Here is a 15,979-nt window from a genome sequence, read left to right as displayed (position 1 = left end):
CGTGCACCCCGTAGGAGCTGCCGAAGGCTGCGATCTTTTCGGGAGCGGCGCTATTTCACTGGGCAAGGCTCGACGTACTCTGCCCCACCGCCAACCCCGCCCGAATCGCCGCCAATGCCGCCTGGTAGTAAGCCTTGCCTTCAGTGGACTCGGCGAATGTTGCGAACTCTTCCAGTTCTTCATCCGACAGGTCGCGATAGACATACAGCAGCGTGTTGTTCAGGTCAGCGCCGATCTGCTCCATCAGGCGCTGGCGCTGGCCGTTCAACATGCCTTGAGCCTGACCGCCACCGAGCAGGCCGGGGATCATCGAGCTCAGGCTGTCGGCCGCCACGCCCGCAATCGCCAGGCTGACTTCAGCACCGGCCTCGCGGGCAGGCAGGGCTTGGGCCAGGTGACCAATGATCAGCTGACGGGTATCGCTGGCCTGCATTTTCGGCAAGCCCTTGGCGTTTTTGGCCAATTGATCGCGACGGGTCGCCAGCAGTTCGGCGGGCGACGATCTTCTTGCCCAAGGGCGATTGGAAGAAGGTCAATGCAGGTTTCGGATCGGCAAGCTTTTTGCGCAGCTGCGCTTCGGCACGCTGATCCATGGCTTTGGGCGCAAAGCGCTGATTACTGTTGTTGAGCAGAGCCTGAAACACCGCCGGCGGCAGGCTGTTCTGGTAACGCTGCTGAGCGGCAGAGAGAGCATCGTTGAAATGCGCACGTTGTTCTGGCCAACCGGCGACCTTGTACAACTGGTCGTGGCCGTCTGCCCAGGCGGGCAAAACACAGAACATCAGCAGTGAAAAAAGCAAACGGCGCATAGGGACTCCTGTCAGCAGGCGACTATTCTCCGTGCGGCATTCGTACTTGTCGAGAATTCGTATCAGGTTGCGTGCCTTATCCGACCAATCCTCCGCTGCGCGGCTCTGTCGGATTTGCGGGTACAGGAATACTATGCGCGCCATGCAAATATCCTCTGATCATCCGCTGCTGTTACGTATCGTCGACGACCTGGCTGAGCGCGGCTGGTCGCAGCAGAATATTTTCCTGCCTCTGGATCTGACCCAGGCGCTGGCGGCCGAGTGTCGCAAACGTGCCGCTGAGGGCGAGCTCGCCCCGGCCGCCGTAGGGCGCGGGCCGTTTTCGGAGATCCGCGAGGGCATTCGCGGTGACCATATCCAATGGCTCGAACCCGGTCAGGTCGAGGCCTGCGACAGTTATCTGGGGTTGATGAACAGCCTGCGTGAGGCGATGAATCGCAGTTTGTTTCTGGGTCTGGAAGATTTCGAAAGCCATTTCGCCCTGTACCCGCCTGGCGCTTTCTACCTCAAGCATGTCGACCGTTTCCGCGATGATGATCGGCGCATGGTCTCGGCGGTGATCTACCTCAATGACGCCTGGCTGCCCGAGCATGGCGGTCAGTTGCGCATGTACCTGGACGAAGGCGTCGAACATGATGTGGTGCCCACTGGCGGATGCCTGGTGGTGTTCCTGTCGGGCGAAGTCCCCCACGAAGTCCTGCCCGCAACCCGAGATCGCCTGTCGTTGACGGGCTGGTTCCGCCGTCGTGGCAACGAGCCGTTCTGATCATGCAAAAGATTCTGGTAAGCCGCTGTTTGCTTGGTCACCGCGTCCGTTACGACGGCGGCGCCAGTGGACCGTTCAATCTATTGGAGCAGTGGATTGCCGAAGGCCGGGTGGTGCCGTTGTGCCCGGAAGTTGCCGGTGGTTTGCCGACGCCAAGAGCCGCGGCGGAGATTCCGGGCGGGCAGGGCGGTGAAGTGCTTGATGGCCTTGCATCGGTCCTCACCACTGAAGGCGAGGACGTTAGTGCCGAGTTTCTTTCGGGGGCTTATCAGGCGCTGGAGCTGGTGCAGCAGCACGGCATTCGTATCGCCGTGCTCAAGGCCAACAGCCCGTCTTGCGGGAATCTGTTGACCTATGACGGGACGTTCAGTGGCGTGAAGGTCAACGGTGAGGGTGTTACCGCGGCATTGCTCAAGCGCCATGGCGTGCAGGTTTTCAGCGAGCTGGAGTTGGCTGAAGCGGCGCAGGCACTGGCAACCCTCGACTAACGACAAACCCAGATCCACTGTGGGAGCGAGCCTGCTCGCGATAGCGGTCTTACATTCAATATCAATGTTGACTGTTATGACCCCATCGCGAGCAGGCTCGCTCCCACAGGTTTCTCCGCGATTTCAGGGTTTCGGCGCCACACTCGTATCCGCCCCGAACCACTTCTGCGACAACGCTTCCAATCGGCCATCTCCCTTGATCCGCTGCAAGGCGTTTTCCAGGCTGGCATGGAACGCCGGGTTACCCTTCTGAAACGGAATGGCCATGCTCACAGCCGGGGCGGCTTTCGGCTTTTCTTCCGTCAGCGACTGCACCAACAGGATTGAACGCGGCTGCTCTTCTTTCTGCGCGATCAATTGCGCATTGGTGTGAATGTAAGGTTCGGTGAAGTCGAAACGATCCTTCAGCTCCGGGGTCTGTGCTATGTGATTGATGGCGACGTCGTACTTGCCGCTTTCGACGCCGGCCAGCAGGTCGACGGAATCGGTGACGACGAAGTCGGCCCTTACATCCAGCTCACCGGCCAGCAGTTGACCCAACTCGACCTCGAAGCCGGTCAGTTTGTCATCATCCTTGTAATTGAAGGGCGGGGTATTGGCCTCAAGGGCAATGCGCAGTTCGCCGCGGTCGTTTACATCGTCCATCAGTTCGGCATGAGCCAAAGGGCTCAAAAGGGGTAGCAGGCAGATCAGGCCAGGCAAAAAGCGCATGGTCACTCCTTTGAATTCATTTATCGCGACGCGCTGTTCAGGCTCGCTTTGCTATGGTTGTCGTGTGCCTTCGACAACGAATGGCCGTGAAGTTGTCACGGTCGAGCGAATTTTACGGAAAAACTGGAGAAGAGAATGAAAAGCTTTATGTCACGAGCAGCGCTGGCTGGACTGTTGCTGGGTGCATCGATGCTGGCAACGGCTGCCACACCTGCTCCCAAAGGTGCACAAGTGTCCATCGTTTCTCCTGCGGACGGAGCCACGGTTCCGCAAACTGTCGTCGTCAAGTTCGCTGTCGAGAACATTGCGCTGGCGCCGGCGGGCGATGTCACCAAGAACACAGGCCATCACCACTTGCTGATCGATGTCGATAAACTGCCAGCCGCCGGTGCACCGATCCCCAACGATGCCAACCACCTGCACTTCGGCAAGGCGCAGACCCAGGCTGAAGTAAAGCTGACGCCGGGCAAACACACCTTGCAGCTTGAGCTGGGCGACAGCGGTCACATGCCGTTCGATCCGCCGATCGTGTCGGAGAAAATCACCGTCAACGTTAAGTAACATCAGTCACGCCCATGAAAAAGGAGACCCGAAGGTCTCCTTTTTTGTCACTCAAGTCACTATCAGAACAACACGCGGCAACGAATGGTGCCGTTGATGTGCTGCAGCTTCTCTTGCGCCATTTCCGAGTATTCGGCATCGACGTCGATCACGACGTAGCCGACTTTCTCGTTGGTCTGCAGGAACTGACCGGAAATGTTGATGCCGTTTTCGGCGAAGACCTTGTTGATCTCGCTCATCACACCCGGAATGTTCTCGTGGATGTGCAGCAGACGGTGCTTGCCAGGGTGAGCCGGCAGGGCCACTTCCGGGAAGTTCACGGACGATACCGACGTACCATTGTCGCTGTACTTGACCAGTTTTTCCGCCACTTCCAGACCAATGTTGGCCTGCGCTTCAGCGGTGGAACCACCGATGTGCGGGGTCAGGATCACGTTGTCCAGGCCGCGCAGCGGGCTTTCGAACTCTTCTTCGTTGGAGCGCGGCTCCACCGGGAATACGTCGATGGCCGCGCCGATCAGGTGCTTGTCCTTGATCGCGTCCGCCAGGGCGTCCAGTTCAACAACAGTGCCGCGAGCAGCGTTGATCAGAATGCCGCCCTTCTTGATGGCGCGGATTTCCTTCTCGCCGATCATCCACTGGGTGGCTGCGGTTTCCGGAACGTGCAGGGTGACGATGTCGGACATGCCCAGCAGCTCGTGCAGGTTGCCGACCTGGGTGGCGTTACCCAGTGGCAGCTTGGTCACGGTGTCGTAGAAGTACACCTGCATCCCCAGGCCTTCAGCCAGAACCGACAGCTGAGTACCGATCGAGCCGTAACCGACGATGCCAAGCTTCTTGCCACGGATCTCGAAGGAGTTGGCTGCACTCTTGATCCAGCCGCCACGGTGGCAGGAAGCGTTCTTCTCAGGGATGCCGCGCAGCAACAGGATCGCCTCGGCCAATACCAGCTCGGCTACGGAGCGAGTGTTTGAGTACGGCGCGTTGAATACCGCGATGCCGCGTTCGCGAGCCGCGTTGAGGTCGACCTGGTTGGTGCCGATGCAGAAACAGCCGACAGCCACCAGTTTCTTCGCGTGATCGAAGATCTCTTCGGTCAGTTGAGTGCGGGAGCGAATGCCGATGAAGTGCGCATCAGCGATCTTTTCCTTGAGCTGGGCTTCCGGCAGAGAACCTGTGAGGTACTCGATGCTGGTGTAGCCCGCCGCCTTGAGGACGTCGACAGCCGATTGGTGGACGCCTTCGAGAAGAAGGAACTTGATCTTGCTCTTATCGAGAGAAGTCTTGCTCATCTGCGTAAACCTGTATCCCGGAGAAAAATGGCAGGAAATGGTCAACAGATGCTGACCCGGACGGCAAGAAAGCCGTCGCCGCAGGACAGCCGTTGGGCACTATGCTGCGGGGTCGATATGCTAGCATATGCACCCCGCTAAACACTCATTCCTGCGACGTGAAGCGTTCTCAGGATGACCATGAATTGTTCGAGAGTTCTGTCGATGACCGATCCTGCGCTGATTGATGAGCTGAAGACCCTGGTTGAGTCTGGCAAGGTCCTGACCGACGCCGACTCCCTGAATGCTTACGGTAAGGATTGGACCAAGCATTTCGCCCCGGCCCCGACCGCCATCGTGTTTCCCAAGACGATCGAGCAGGTCCAGGCCATTGTCCGTTGGGCCAATGAACACAAGGTTGCGCTGGTGCCCTCTGGTGGTCGTACCGGGCTTTCGGCTGCGGCCGTGGCAGCCAATGGCGAAGTGGTCGTGTCCTTCGACTACATGAATCAGATCCTCGACGTGAACCTGACTGACCGCACGGCCGTTTGTCAGCCGGGCGTGGTCACCGAGCAATTGCAGAACAAGGCTGAAGAGCACGGTTTGTATTACCCGGTGGACTTCGCGTCGGCAGGTTCCAGCCAGATTGGCGGCAACATCGGCACCAATGCCGGCGGGATCAAGGTAATTCGCTACGGCATGACCCGCAACTGGGTGGCCGGCATGAAAGTCGTCACCGGCAAGGGCGATCTGCTGGAACTGAACAAAGACCTGATCAAGAATGCCACTGGTTACGACCTGCGCCAGCTGTTCATCGGCGCCGAAGGCACGCTGGGCTTTGTGGTCGAGGCCACCATGCGTCTGGACCGTGCGCCGAAAAACCTCACCGCGATGGTCCTCGGCACTGCCGATTTCGATTCGATCATGCCGGTATTGCACGCGTTCCAGAGCAAGCTTGACCTGACTGCCTTCGAATTCTTCTCCGATAAAGCCTTGGCCAAGGTTATGGCGCGCGGTGACGTACCGGCGCCGTTCGAATCCGATTGCCCGTTCTACGCGCTGCTGGAATTCGAAGCGACCACCGAAGAAGTGGCCAATCATGCCCTGGAAACCTTCGAGCACTGCGTCGAGCAGGGCTGGGTACTGGACGGCGTGATGAGCCAAAGCGAAACCCAGTTGCAGAACCTTTGGAAGTTGCGCGAGTACATCTCCGAAACCATCTCCCACTGGACGCCGTACAAGAACGACATTTCGGTCACTGTGTCGAAAGTCCCAGCGTTCCTGAAAGAAATCGACGCGATCGTCGGCGAACATTACCCGGATTTCGAAATCGTCTGGTTCGGCCACATCGGCGACGGCAACCTGCATTTGAACATCCTCAAGCCGGACAACCTGAGCAAGGACGAGTTCTTCGCCAAATGCGCGACCGTCAACAAGTGGGTGTTCGAAACCGTGGAGAAGTACAACGGTTCGATTTCCGCCGAACATGGCGTGGGCATGACCAAACGTGACTACTTGACCTACAGTCGCTCGCCGGTTGAGATCGAGTACATGAAAGCCGTCAAAGCGGTGTTCGACCCGAACGGCATCATGAACCCGGGCAAGATTTTCGCTGTTTGACTTTTGAATTTAAGAGCTACGAAACAGGAGTCGGTAATGAGCTATCAGCACCAGTATGTCGACGGTACGCGTATTCACTTCCCGTTGGGGAAAGTGGTGTGCATCGGCCGTAACTACGCCGAACACGCCAAGGAGCTGGACAACCCGGTGCCTACTGAGCCACTGCTGTTCATCAAACCGGGCAGTTGCGTGGTGCCGCTGGAAGGCGGTTTCAGTATTCCGACCGAACGTGGCTCGGTGCATTACGAAGCGGAAATCGCCGTGTTGATCGGCAAGCCACTGTCGACCAAGCCGAGCCGTGAAGAAGTGCTGGATGCCATCTCCGGCATCGCCCCGGCTCTTGACCTGACCCTGCGCGACAAACAGGCCGAGCTGAAGGCCAAGGGTCTGCCGTGGGAAATCGCCAAGTCCTTCGACGGCGCGGCAGTGATTGCGCCGTTCGTGGCTGGCAGCACCTTCGCCGACCTGAGCGACATTGGTATCCGCCTGACCATCAATGGTGAAGTGCGCCAGGATGGCAACAGCAAGGACATGCTGAATCCGATCGTGCCGATGATCCAGTACATGGCCGGCTGCTTCTCGCTGCAGGCCGGTGATGTGATCCTCACCGGTACGCCGGTGGGTGTTGGCCCGCTGAATGTCGGTGACGAACTGGTGCTCGAACTGCCAGGCGCCAGCCGCTTTACCAGCAGCGTCCGCTAAAAAAGCAAAAGATCGCAGCCTTCGGCAGCTCCTACACCAATCTCTGTAGGAGCTGCCGAAGGCTGCGATCCTTTGATCTTGGCTGCCCGCAAAGGGCTTTCCCGCCATTTCCCGTTTTTTTCACATGTTGTCCGGATAATTCCAAGGCTGCTGGCGTCTGAGCCAGTCCCAATGTGCTATTACCCATAGCCTGAATTTCTGGAACGCATCCCTGCATGGCCACCCAACCGCTGTCCAAGCTGAAAACTGCCCGCCGCTCGCGCTTTGTCATGCGTTGGTATTCCTGGCTTTTGCTGGTAGCGGCTGCTGTGTATGGCCTCGTGTTTGCGATGCACTGGGATGATCGCGGCGTGCTCTGGGTGATGGAGCGCTTTGAAAGCCCGGCCGAGCGAAAAGAGAGTATCTGGCTGCCGGACTACCGGGCGGTGATCGACGCCAAGTTGCTGCCGGGCATGGAGAAGGACGAAGCGTCAGATGTTTCTTATGACCCGCAGACCAAAACCCTGTTTGCGGTGATGGGCAAGAACCCGTTCCTGGTCGAGCTGACGTTGCAGGGCGATGTGTTGCGCAAGATGCCGCTGGTGGGTTGGGGCAACCCGGAAGCGGTGGCGGTCATGGGCAACGGTTTACTGGCGATTACCGATGAGCGCAAACACCTGCTTTCCATCGTCAAGGTCGATGCCAATACCCGGGAACTGAATATCGCCAGTTTTCCGAAATACGACCTGGGCCCGTCGAAAAACCAGAATAAGGCCTTCGAGGCGATCGTTTGGGATGCGCGTAACCAGCAACTGCTGCTGGGCGAAGAGCGTCCGCCGGCGCTGTTCAGCTGGAAAAGCGATGGCAGCCAAATCCTCAAGGGCGACAAGCAAAAGCTGGCCAGCGACGAACTGGATATCCGCAACCTGTCGGCCCTGGCCATCGATCCGCGCACGGGCCACACCCTGGTGCTGTCCGCTGATTCGCATTTGTTGCTGGAATTGGACGAGAACGGCGAGCAGGTTAGTTTCATGACCCTGCTAGGTGGTTTCAATGGTCTGAAAAAAACCATTCCCCGTGCCGAAGGCGTGACCATGGACGAAGCGGGCACGTTGTACATGGTGAGTGAGCCGAACCTGTTCTATCGCTTCGAAAAACACCCGTAGGAGCTGCCGAAGGCTGCGATCTTTTGATCTTTTGGCGCAGGCAAAATTGTTGAAAGTCAAAGATCGCTACGGGTTCGGCAATTGTCGTCAAAGGCCATTGGCCATTAAGCTTGAATTCATACTGCCGTGGTATTTCATCCACCCGTCTTGTTTCCGAGCCCGCCTGAATGCGCCGACTTGCCCGTCCCAAACCCCTGATACTGATCCTGTCGGTCATTGCGCTGATCATGCTGGTTGCCGTCGGCCAATACCTGCGCCTGTTCGAGCGCACCTGGTTCAATGTGCAGACGCTATGGCAGCCGATGAATGCCCAGTCCATTGGCCTGGATCAATATCAGGTAACGATCGAGGCGCAAGTCATTGAGGGGCTGGACGATGATGTTTCGGCGCTGACCTTCGATCCCGTGCGCAAAAGCCTGTTCACGGTTACCAACAAAAATGCCGAACTGATCGAATTGTCCCTGGAAGGCAAAATCCTGCGGCGTGTGGCACTGATCGGGTTTGGCGACCCGGAGGCGGTGGAGTTCATCAGCGCTGACACTTACGTGATCACCGACGAGCGCCAGCAACGGTTGATCAAGATTCATCTGGAGGCGGACACGACGTTCCTTGATGCCGCCGACGCTGAACAGATCACCCTCGGCGTGCACATGCGTGGCAATAAGGGTTTCGAAGGGTTGGCCTATGACTCGGTGGGCAAGCGCTTGTTCGTCGCCAAGGAGCGCGACCCGATGCTGATCTACGAAGTGCAGGGCTTCCCGCACTACAACCCGGAGAAGTCCTACGCGGTGCATGTGGTGAACAACCCCAAGCGCGATGCCGGGATGTTCGTGCGAGACCTGTCGAGCCTGCAATACGATGAGCGTAGCGGCCATCTGCTGGCGCTGTCCGATGAATCGCGACTGATTCTGGAACTGGATGTCGATGGGAGGCCGCTGACCACCCTGTCACTGAGCAAGGGGCGTCAGGGGTTGCAGAAGACTGTGCCGCAAGCGGAAGGCATCGCCATGGACGATGACGGTACCTTGTACCTTGTCAGCGAGCCGAACCTGTTCTACGTCTTCAAAAAAACACCGCAACCCTGATGGGCACACCCAACAACCAATGTGGGAGCGAGCCTGCTCGCGATAGCGGTCTGTCATTCAGCATTGATGTTGAATGAAATGGCCTCATCGCGAGCAGGCTCGCTCCCACAGGTTTTGCTTTGTGTATGCCTTATTGGGCGCGCAGGGTTTTCACGCCTTCGCTCGTCCCCAGCAGCAGCAAATCGGCCGGGCGGGCTGCGAACAAACCGTTGGTGACTACGCCGACGATGGCATTGATCTGTGTTTCCAGCTCCACCGGGTTGGTGATCTGCATGTTGAACACGTCGAGGATGATGTTGCCGTTGTCGGTCAGCACGCCTTCACGGTAAACCGGGTCGCCGCCGAGCTTCACCAGTTGGCGGGCCACGTGGCTGCGGGCCATCGGGATCACTTCCACCGGCAGCGGGAACGCACCAAGCACCGGCACCAGTTTGCTGGCGTCGGCGATGCAGATGAAGGTCTTGGCCACGGCCGCAACAATCTTCTCGCGGGTCAGGGCCGCGCCACCACCCTTGATCAGGTGCAGGTGCTCGTCGCTTTCATCGGCGCCGTCGACGTAGAACTCCAGGTCGCTGACGGTATTGAGCTCATACACCGGAATGCCGTGGCCTTTGAGGCGGGCGGCGGTGGCTTCGGAGCTGGCGACCGCGCCATCGAACGCGCCTTTGTGCTTGGCCAAGGCATCGATGAAGCAGTTGGCGGTGGAGCCGGTGCCGACCCCGACGATGCTCTTGTCGTCGAGTTTCGGAAGGATGAAGTCGACGGCGGCCTGAGCCACTGCCTGTTTGAGTTGATCCTGGGTCATGCGGGCTCCGAAGTGCCGAAGAGGGGACGAAAGGCCGGCATTATAGGCCTCGCGAATGGGACAGGTCATTGTCCAATCGGCAGACGGAGCAGATTTGCTTTTGTGGCGAGGGAGCTTGCTCCCGCTGGAGTGCGAAGCGCTCCCCGGCACTCTTTCAGACGTACCGCACAAGCAGGTTTTACGGCTGCTGCGCAGCCGAGCGGGAGCAAGCTCCCTCGCCACAATGAGTCTCTTGCGCTCCCGAGCGGCTAAAACCACCTGTTTAGTGTGGTCGCCCGCCCAAAAGCCGGGTTAGACTCCTTGGCCCTGCCCAACCCGCTCAGTGATGCTTTCCGATGCTCGAACAGTACGTCAAAAAGATCCTCACCTCGCGCGTTTATGACGTTGCCGTAGAAACCCCATTGCAGACTGCCCGCCAGCTCTCCGAGCGGCTGGGCAACGATATCTGGCTCAAGCGTGAAGACTTGCAGCCGGTGTTCTCGTTCAAGATTCGCGGCGCCTATAACAAGCTGACGCAGCTGAGCGATGAAGAGCGCGCTCGCGGCGTGGTCACCGCGTCGGCGGGCAACCATGCGCAAGGCCTGGCCCTGGCGGCCAAGGTTCTGGGCGTGAAAGCGACCATCGTGATGCCTAAGACCACCCCGGAAATCAAGGTCGAAGGCGTGCGCTCGCGTGGCGGTAAAGTGGTGCTGCACGGGGATTCGTTCCCGGAAGCCCTGGCCTACTCGCTGAAACTGGTCGACGAAAAAGGCTACGTCTACATTCACCCCTACGACGATCCTCACACCATTGCCGGGCAGGGCACGGTGGCCATGGAGATTCTGCGCCAGCACCCGGGGCGTCTGGATGCAATCTTCGTCCCGGTGGGCGGCGGCGGGTTGATCGCCGGGATCGCGGCATACGTGAAGTACCTGCGGCCTGAAATCAAGATCATCGGCGTCGAGCCGGACGACTCCAACTGCCTGCAAGCCGCCATGGCCGCTGGCGAACGCGTGATCCTGCCGACCGTGGGCCTCTTCGCCGACGGCGTCGCGGTGGCGCAGATCGGCCAGTACACCTTTGATATCTGCAAAGACTACGTAGACGAAGTGATTACTGTCAGCACCGACGAGATCTGTGCGGCAATCAAGGATATCTACGACGATACCCGCTCGATCACTGAACCTGCCGGCGCCTTGGGCGTGGCCGGGATCAAGAAGTATGTCGAGCAACGCGGTGTCACCGGCCACACCTTCGTGGCCATCGATTCCGGTGCCAACGTCAATTTCGACCGCCTGCGCCACGTGGCCGAGCGCGCTGAACTGGGCGAGGGTCGTGAAGCCATCATTGCCGTGACCATCCCCGAGAAACCGGGCAGCTTCAAGGCGTTCTGCGAAGCCATCGGCAAGCGCCAGATCACCGAATTCAATTACCGCTACAACACCGGCAGCGAAGCGCACATCTTTGTTGGCGTGCAGACGCATCCGGAAAACGACCCGCGCAGTGCGCTGCTCGCCAGTCTCACTGAGCAGGGTTTCCCGGTGCTCGATCTGACCGACAACGAACTGGCCAAGTTGCACATCCGCCACATGGTCGGCGGGCGTGCCGCCCAGGTGGTCGATGAAGTGGTGCTGCGCTTCGAGTTCCCGGAGCGTCCGGGTGCGTTGTTCAATTTCCTCAACAAGCTCGGCGGGCGCTGGAACATTTCGATGTTCCACTACCGCAACCACGGCGCGGCCGATGGCCGTGTAGTCGCGGGCCTGCAAGTGCCGCACGACGAGCGTCATCTGGTACCGGCCGCGCTGGAAGAAATCGGCTACCCGTACTGGGACGAAAGCGACAACCCGGCCTATCAGCTGTTTCTCGGCTGAGCGGCTACGCTGATCGGCAGGCCATAAGGAAATCGAACAATGGAAACGTTAACCGCCCTGAAAATCGCTCATAGCGTGGCGACGGTGTTGCTATTGATCAGTGTGCTGGGGTTGGCGATCTGGGTCTGGCGCGCCCGCCGTAACGGCGACGCGAGCGCTCACACTCGTACCTTGCAACGACCGCTGGTGTTCATCTGGCTATTGATGGGCCTGGCACTGCTGAGCATGCCGTTCACCGGTTGGTGGATGGTGCATCTGGTGGGCTGGCCGTTGGGGCAGACCTGGCTGCTGGCCTCGAGCGTGCTGTACAGCGTGGCGGCGCTGGCATGGTTCTGGTTGCTGGTGCGTTTGAATCGCTTGCGCAAAGCGCCGGGCGGAGTGGGGCGGTTCAGCCTGGGTCTGGCGTTGCTGGGTTTTGTGTGTTTTGTGGCAATTGCCGGGTTGATGGAGGCCAAGCCGGTGTGAAGCGAAAAGATCGCAGCCTTCGGCAGCTCCTACATGGAATGTGAACACCTGTAGGAGCTGCCGAAGGCTGCGATCTTTTGATCTTCAATCGCGCAACGAAATCACCGGCCAACCCCGCTTCTCGGCCTCGGCCCGCAGATTCACGTCTGGATCAACAGCAATCGGATTCGCCACCTTTTCCAGCAACGACAAGTCATTCATCGAATCGCTGTAGAAATAGCTGTCTTCCAGATTGTGGCCAGTCTCTTCCAGCCAACGATTCAACCGGGTCACCTTGCCTTCACGGAAGCACGGGACATCGGTGCTGCGTCCGGTGTAACGGCCGTCGATCATTTCGCATTCGGTGGCGATCAGGGTTTCAACGCCTAAACGTGCTGCAATCGGCCCGGTCACAAAGCGGTTGGTGGCGGTGATGATCACCAGTTTGTCGCCGGCCTCACGGTGTTTGGCCAGCAGTTCGATGCCCTTGGGCAGCACGATCGGTTCGATGCAGTCGCGCATGTAGTCCAGGTGCCATTGATCCAGCGTGGCCATCTCGGTGCGGCCGAGAACTTCCAGGCAGAAGTTCAGGTACGCGTCGTTATCCAGCTTGCCGGCCAGGTAATCCTGATAGAACTCGTCGTTGCGTGCCTTGTAGGCGACGGCGTCGAGGAAACCGCGTTCGCACAGATAATCGCCCCAGGCGTGGTCACTGTCACCGCCCAGAAGCGTGTTGTCCAAGTCGAATAAAGCCAGCCGCATTGCAGTTACTCGCTGAAAAGTCTGTAGAAAGGTGTCCAGAATACGGACTTTTCACAAGAGTGCACATAAGGTAGGTCGGCTCGTTGCTGCTTTCACAACCTTTGTGGAACAATGCGACGACATGCGTTTGCGAGGTTGTTGCCGTGATCGACCCCGATGGTTTCCGCCCCAATGTCGGGATCATTCTGACGAATGATGCCGGCCAGGTGCTATGGGCTCGCCGTATCAATCAAGATGCCTGGCAGTTTCCACAGGGAGGGATCAACCCCCAGGAGACGCCGGAAGACGCCTTGTACCGCGAGTTGAACGAAGAAGTGGGCCTGGAGCGCGAAGATGTTGAAATACTCGCCTGCACCCGGGGCTGGTTGCGCTATCGTTTGCCGCAACGTCTGGTCAGGACGCACAGCCAACCGCTGTGCATCGGCCAGAAGCAGAAATGGTTTCTCCTGCGCCTGATCTCCAACGAGCAGCGGGTGCGGATGGATTTGACCGGTAAACCGGAATTCGATGGCTGGCGCTGGGTCAGTTATTGGTATCCGTTGGGCCAGGTGGTGACATTCAAGCGCGAGGTTTATCGCCGCGCTCTCAAAGAGCTTGCCCCGCGCCTTTTAGCGCGCGACTGACGACGGAGTTCGACCCCGAGCCATGCTCAATACGCTGCGCAAGATCGTCCAGGAAGTTAACTCCGCCAAGGATCTCAAGGCGGCGTTGGGGATTATTGTGTTGCGCGTCAAAGAGGCCATGGGCAGCCAGGTCTGCTCGGTCTACTTGCTTGACCCCGAGACCAATCGCTTCGTGCTGATGGCCACCGAGGGCTTGAACAAGCGCTCGATCGGCAAAGTCAGCATGGCACCCAACGAAGGTCTGGTCGGCCTGGTCGGCACGCGTGAAGAACCCCTGAACCTCGAAAACGCCGCGGATCACCCGCGCTACCGTTACTTCGCCGAGACCGGTGAAGAGCGCTACGCCTCGTTCCTCGGGGCGCCAATCATTCACCACCGTCGCGTTGTCGGCGTGTTGGTCATTCAGCAAAAAGAACGCCGCCAGTTCGATGAAGGTGAAGAAGCCTTCCTCGTGACCATGAGCGCGCAACTTGCCGGCGTTATCGCCCACGCCGAGGCCACCGGTTCGATCCGTGGCCTGGGTCGGCAGGGCAAAGGTATCCAGGAAGCAAAGTTCGTCGGGGTACCGGGTTCGCCGGGCGCGGCGGTCGGAACCGCGGTCGTCATGCTGCCGCCGGCCGATCTGGATGTGGTGCCGGACAAGACTATCGCCGACATTGACGCAGAGCTTGCGCTGTTCAAGACCGCCATCGAAGGCGTGCGCGCCGACATGCGTGCCTTGTCCGCCAAGCTGGCGACCCAGCTGCGGCCTGAAGAACGGGCGCTGTTCGACGTTTACCTGATGATGCTCGACGATGCCTCGCTCGGCAGCGAAATCACCACGGTGATCAAGACTGGTCAGTGGGCTCAGGGCGCGTTGCGTCAGGTGGTCACCGAACACGTCAACCGATTCGAATTGATGGACGACGCCTACTTGCGTGAGCGCGCCTCGGACGTCAAGGATCTCGGTCGGCGCTTGCTGGCTTATCTGCAGGAAGAGCGGCAGCAGACCCTGGTCTACCCCGACAACACCATTCTGGTCAGCGAAGAACTGACGCCGGCGATGCTCGGCGAGGTGCCGGAAGGCAAGCTGGTCGGTCTGGTGTCGGTACTCGGTTCCGGCAACTCCCACGTGGCGATCCTGGCGCGCGCCATGGGTATTCCGACGGTGATGGGCCTGGTCGACTTGCCGTACTCCAAGGTCGACGGCATCCAGATGATCGTCGACGGCTACCACGGTGAGGTCTATACAAACCCCAGTGACGTGCTGCGCAAGCAGTTCGCCGAGGTGGTCGAGGAAGAGAAACAGCTGGCCCTCGGGCTGGATGCATTGCGGGACTTGCCGTGTGTAACGGTCGACGGTCACCGCATGCCGCTGTGGGTCAACACTGGCCTGCTGGCGGACGTGGCACGGGCGCAGAAGCGCGGTGCCGAAGGCGTGGGTCTATACCGCACCGAAGTGCCGTTCATGATCAACCAGCGCTTTCCGAGCGAAAAGGAGCAGCTGGCAATCTATCGCGAGCAGCTCGCCGCGTTCCATCCGCAACCGGTGACCATGCGCAGCCTGGACATCGGCGGCGACAAGGCGCTGTCGTACTTCCCGATCAAGGAAGACAACCCGTTCCTCGGCTGGCGCGGCATTCGTGTGACCCTCGACCACCCGGAAATCTTCCTGGTGCAGACTCGCGCAATGCTCAAGGCCAGCGAAGGCCTGAACAACCTGCGTATTCTGCTGCCGATGATTTCCGGCATCCATGAACTGGAAGAAGCCCTGCACCTGATTCATCGGGCCTGGGGCGAAGTCCGCGACGAAGGCACCGACGTGCCGATGCCGCCGGTTGGCGTGATGATCGAGATTCCGGCGGCGGTGTATCAGACCAGGGAACTGGCGCGACAAGTGGACTTCCTGTCGGTCGGCTCCAACGACCTGACCCAGTACCTGCTGGCCGTGGACCGCAACAACCCGCGGGTGGCCGATCTCTACGACTACCTGCACCCGGCAGTGTTGCAAGCCTTGCAGAACGTGGTGCGTGATGCCCATGCCGAAGGTAAGCCCGTGAGTATCTGCGGCGAAATGGCCGGTGACCCGGCGGCGGCGGTGTTGTTGATGGCGATGGGCTTCGACAGCCTGTCGATGAACGCCACCAACTTGCCGAAAGTGAAGTGGATGCTGCGTCAGATCAACCTGAGCAAGGCCAAGGAATTGCTGGCGGAGCTGATGACCATCGACAACCCGCAAGTTATCCACAGCTCACTGCAGTTGGCGCTGAAGAACCTTGGGTTGGCGCGGATGATCAATCCGGCTTCGGTCAAGACCCTCTAACCGAGTGGACGCAAAAAGATCGCAGCCTTCGGCAG

The 15,979-nt window shown here is 59.2% G+C and carries 15 protein-coding genes and 1 pseudogene; 11 read left to right on the top strand and 5 right to left on the bottom strand.

The window, feature by feature from the left end:
* Positions 1 to 55: 55 nt before the first annotated feature.
* Positions 56 to 809 (bottom strand): annotated as a pseudogene (locus ACZ89R_RS16400) (DUF2059 domain-containing protein).
* A 133-nt stretch (positions 810 to 942) separates the two neighbouring features.
* Between ACZ89R_RS16400 and ACZ89R_RS16395 the strand changes: the two are divergent.
* Together ACZ89R_RS16395 and ACZ89R_RS16390 are read left to right on the top strand one after the other, a co-directional pair.
* Positions 943 to 1,575 carry a 2OG-Fe(II) oxygenase gene (locus tag ACZ89R_RS16395; protein ID WP_429545223.1) on the top strand — a complete coding sequence of 211 codons (633 nt, stop codon included), beginning with the start codon at positions 943 to 945 and terminating at the stop codon, positions 1,573 to 1,575.
* Positions 1,576 to 1,577: 2 nt separating this feature from the next.
* On the top strand, positions 1,578 to 2,063 hold the full coding sequence (locus ACZ89R_RS16390) for a 2-thiouracil desulfurase family protein (protein WP_192344958.1): 486 nt from the start codon (positions 1,578 to 1,580) through the stop codon (positions 2,061 to 2,063).
* Positions 2,064 to 2,186: 123 nt separating this feature from the next.
* Here the strand turns inward: ACZ89R_RS16390 and ACZ89R_RS16385 are convergent, their stop codons facing one another.
* A complete protein-coding gene (locus ACZ89R_RS16385; protein WP_429545224.1) occupies positions 2,187 to 2,774 on the bottom strand; it encodes a transporter substrate-binding domain-containing protein in 588 nt (195 codons plus the stop codon).
* A 135-nt stretch (positions 2,775 to 2,909) separates the two neighbouring features.
* Between ACZ89R_RS16385 and ACZ89R_RS16380 the strand changes: the two genes are divergently transcribed.
* Positions 2,910 to 3,335, top strand: coding sequence for a DUF4399 domain-containing protein (locus ACZ89R_RS16380; protein ID WP_218395339.1), 426 nt, complete (start codon positions 2,910 to 2,912; stop codon positions 3,333 to 3,335).
* Between the two features lie 62 nt (positions 3,336 to 3,397).
* Here the strand turns inward: ACZ89R_RS16380 and serA are convergent, their stop codons facing one another.
* Positions 3,398 to 4,627: a phosphoglycerate dehydrogenase gene (serA, locus tag ACZ89R_RS16375; protein WP_007897715.1), complete on the bottom strand. Its 1,230-nt coding sequence runs from the start codon at positions 4,625 to 4,627 to the stop codon at positions 3,398 to 3,400.
* Between the two features lie 204 nt (positions 4,628 to 4,831).
* Between serA and ACZ89R_RS16370 the strand changes: the two genes are divergently transcribed.
* The 4 genes from ACZ89R_RS16370 (at position 4,832) to ACZ89R_RS16355 (ending at position 9,158) form a co-directional block, all read left to right on the top strand.
* Complete coding sequence (locus tag ACZ89R_RS16370; protein ID WP_429547848.1) at positions 4,832 to 6,226, top strand: FAD-binding oxidoreductase; 1,395 nt, start codon at positions 4,832 to 4,834, stop codon at positions 6,224 to 6,226.
* Positions 6,227 to 6,262: 36 nt separating this feature from the next.
* Positions 6,263 to 6,928, top strand: coding sequence for a fumarylacetoacetate hydrolase family protein (locus ACZ89R_RS16365; protein ID WP_429545225.1), 666 nt, complete (start codon positions 6,263 to 6,265; stop codon positions 6,926 to 6,928).
* Positions 6,929 to 7,143: 215 nt separating this feature from the next.
* Positions 7,144 to 8,073, top strand: coding sequence for an SdiA-regulated domain-containing protein (locus tag ACZ89R_RS16360; protein WP_429545226.1), 930 nt, complete (start codon positions 7,144 to 7,146; stop codon positions 8,071 to 8,073).
* A gap of 167 nt (positions 8,074 to 8,240) precedes the next feature.
* Complete coding sequence (locus ACZ89R_RS16355) at positions 8,241 to 9,158, top strand: SdiA-regulated domain-containing protein (protein WP_429545227.1); 918 nt, start codon at positions 8,241 to 8,243, stop codon at positions 9,156 to 9,158.
* A 130-nt stretch (positions 9,159 to 9,288) separates the two neighbouring features.
* On the opposite strand, the gene rpiA is transcribed toward ACZ89R_RS16355, so the two are convergent.
* A complete protein-coding gene (gene rpiA / locus ACZ89R_RS16350) occupies positions 9,289 to 9,963 on the bottom strand; it encodes a ribose-5-phosphate isomerase RpiA (RefSeq protein ID WP_052964602.1) in 675 nt (224 codons plus the stop codon).
* A 335-nt stretch (positions 9,964 to 10,298) separates the two neighbouring features.
* On the opposite strand from rpiA, the gene ilvA reads away from it, so the two are divergent.
* On the top strand, positions 10,299 to 11,813 hold the full coding sequence (gene ilvA / locus ACZ89R_RS16345; protein WP_429545228.1) for a threonine ammonia-lyase, biosynthetic: 1,515 nt from the start codon (positions 10,299 to 10,301) through the stop codon (positions 11,811 to 11,813).
* A 39-nt stretch (positions 11,814 to 11,852) separates the two neighbouring features.
* Positions 11,853 to 12,278, top strand: coding sequence for a DUF2269 domain-containing protein (locus ACZ89R_RS16340; RefSeq protein ID WP_429545229.1), 426 nt, complete (start codon positions 11,853 to 11,855; stop codon positions 12,276 to 12,278).
* 84 nt (positions 12,279 to 12,362) lie between these two features.
* Here the strand turns inward: ACZ89R_RS16340 and ACZ89R_RS16335 are convergent, their stop codons facing one another.
* On the bottom strand, positions 12,363 to 13,019 hold the full coding sequence (locus ACZ89R_RS16335; protein ID WP_429545230.1) for a histidinol-phosphatase: 657 nt from the start codon (positions 13,017 to 13,019) through the stop codon (positions 12,363 to 12,365).
* A gap of 143 nt (positions 13,020 to 13,162) precedes the next feature.
* Here ACZ89R_RS16335 and ACZ89R_RS16330 point away from each other — a divergent pair, with 143 nt between their 5' ends.
* Both ACZ89R_RS16330 and ptsP read left to right on the top strand, forming a co-directional pair.
* Positions 13,163 to 13,642 carry an RNA pyrophosphohydrolase gene (locus ACZ89R_RS16330; protein WP_007897732.1) on the top strand — a complete coding sequence of 160 codons (480 nt, stop codon included), beginning with the start codon at positions 13,163 to 13,165 and terminating at the stop codon, positions 13,640 to 13,642.
* A gap of 22 nt (positions 13,643 to 13,664) precedes the next feature.
* Positions 13,665 to 15,944, top strand: coding sequence for a phosphoenolpyruvate--protein phosphotransferase (gene ptsP, locus ACZ89R_RS16325; protein ID WP_192344949.1), 2,280 nt, complete (start codon positions 13,665 to 13,667; stop codon positions 15,942 to 15,944).
* Positions 15,945 to 15,979 lie beyond the last annotated feature (35 nt).

The organism is Pseudomonas sp. TE3728, from assembly GCF_056279145.1.
The sequence above is the reverse complement of the archived record's forward strand: the minus strand, read 5'-3'. Positions and strand labels throughout refer to the sequence as shown.

Coding starts and splice junctions, on each gene's coding strand:
- ACZ89R_RS16395 (WP_429545223.1), top strand. CDS start 943: ATGCGCGCCATGCAAATATCCTCTGATCATCCGCTGCTGTTACGTATC.
- ACZ89R_RS16390 (WP_192344958.1), top strand. CDS start 1,578: ATGCAAAAGATTCTGGTAAGCCGCTGTTTGCTTGGTCACCGCGTCCGT.
- ACZ89R_RS16385 (WP_429545224.1), bottom strand. CDS start 2,774: ATGCGCTTTTTGCCTGGCCTGATCTGCCTGCTACCCCTTTTGAGCCCT.
- ACZ89R_RS16380 (WP_218395339.1), top strand. CDS start 2,910: ATGAAAAGCTTTATGTCACGAGCAGCGCTGGCTGGACTGTTGCTGGGT.
- serA (WP_007897715.1), bottom strand. CDS start 4,627: ATGAGCAAGACTTCTCTCGATAAGAGCAAGATCAAGTTCCTTCTTCTC.
- ACZ89R_RS16370 (WP_429547848.1), top strand. CDS start 4,832: ATGACCGATCCTGCGCTGATTGATGAGCTGAAGACCCTGGTTGAGTCT.
- ACZ89R_RS16365 (WP_429545225.1), top strand. CDS start 6,263: ATGAGCTATCAGCACCAGTATGTCGACGGTACGCGTATTCACTTCCCG.
- ACZ89R_RS16360 (WP_429545226.1), top strand. CDS start 7,144: ATGGCCACCCAACCGCTGTCCAAGCTGAAAACTGCCCGCCGCTCGCGC.
- ACZ89R_RS16355 (WP_429545227.1), top strand. CDS start 8,241: ATGCGCCGACTTGCCCGTCCCAAACCCCTGATACTGATCCTGTCGGTC.
- rpiA (WP_052964602.1), bottom strand. CDS start 9,963: ATGACCCAGGATCAACTCAAACAGGCAGTGGCTCAGGCCGCCGTCGAC.
- ilvA (WP_429545228.1), top strand. CDS start 10,299: ATGCTCGAACAGTACGTCAAAAAGATCCTCACCTCGCGCGTTTATGAC.
- ACZ89R_RS16340 (WP_429545229.1), top strand. CDS start 11,853: ATGGAAACGTTAACCGCCCTGAAAATCGCTCATAGCGTGGCGACGGTG.
- ACZ89R_RS16335 (WP_429545230.1), bottom strand. CDS start 13,019: ATGCGGCTGGCTTTATTCGACTTGGACAACACGCTTCTGGGCGGTGAC.
- ptsP (WP_192344949.1), top strand. CDS start 13,665: ATGCTCAATACGCTGCGCAAGATCGTCCAGGAAGTTAACTCCGCCAAG.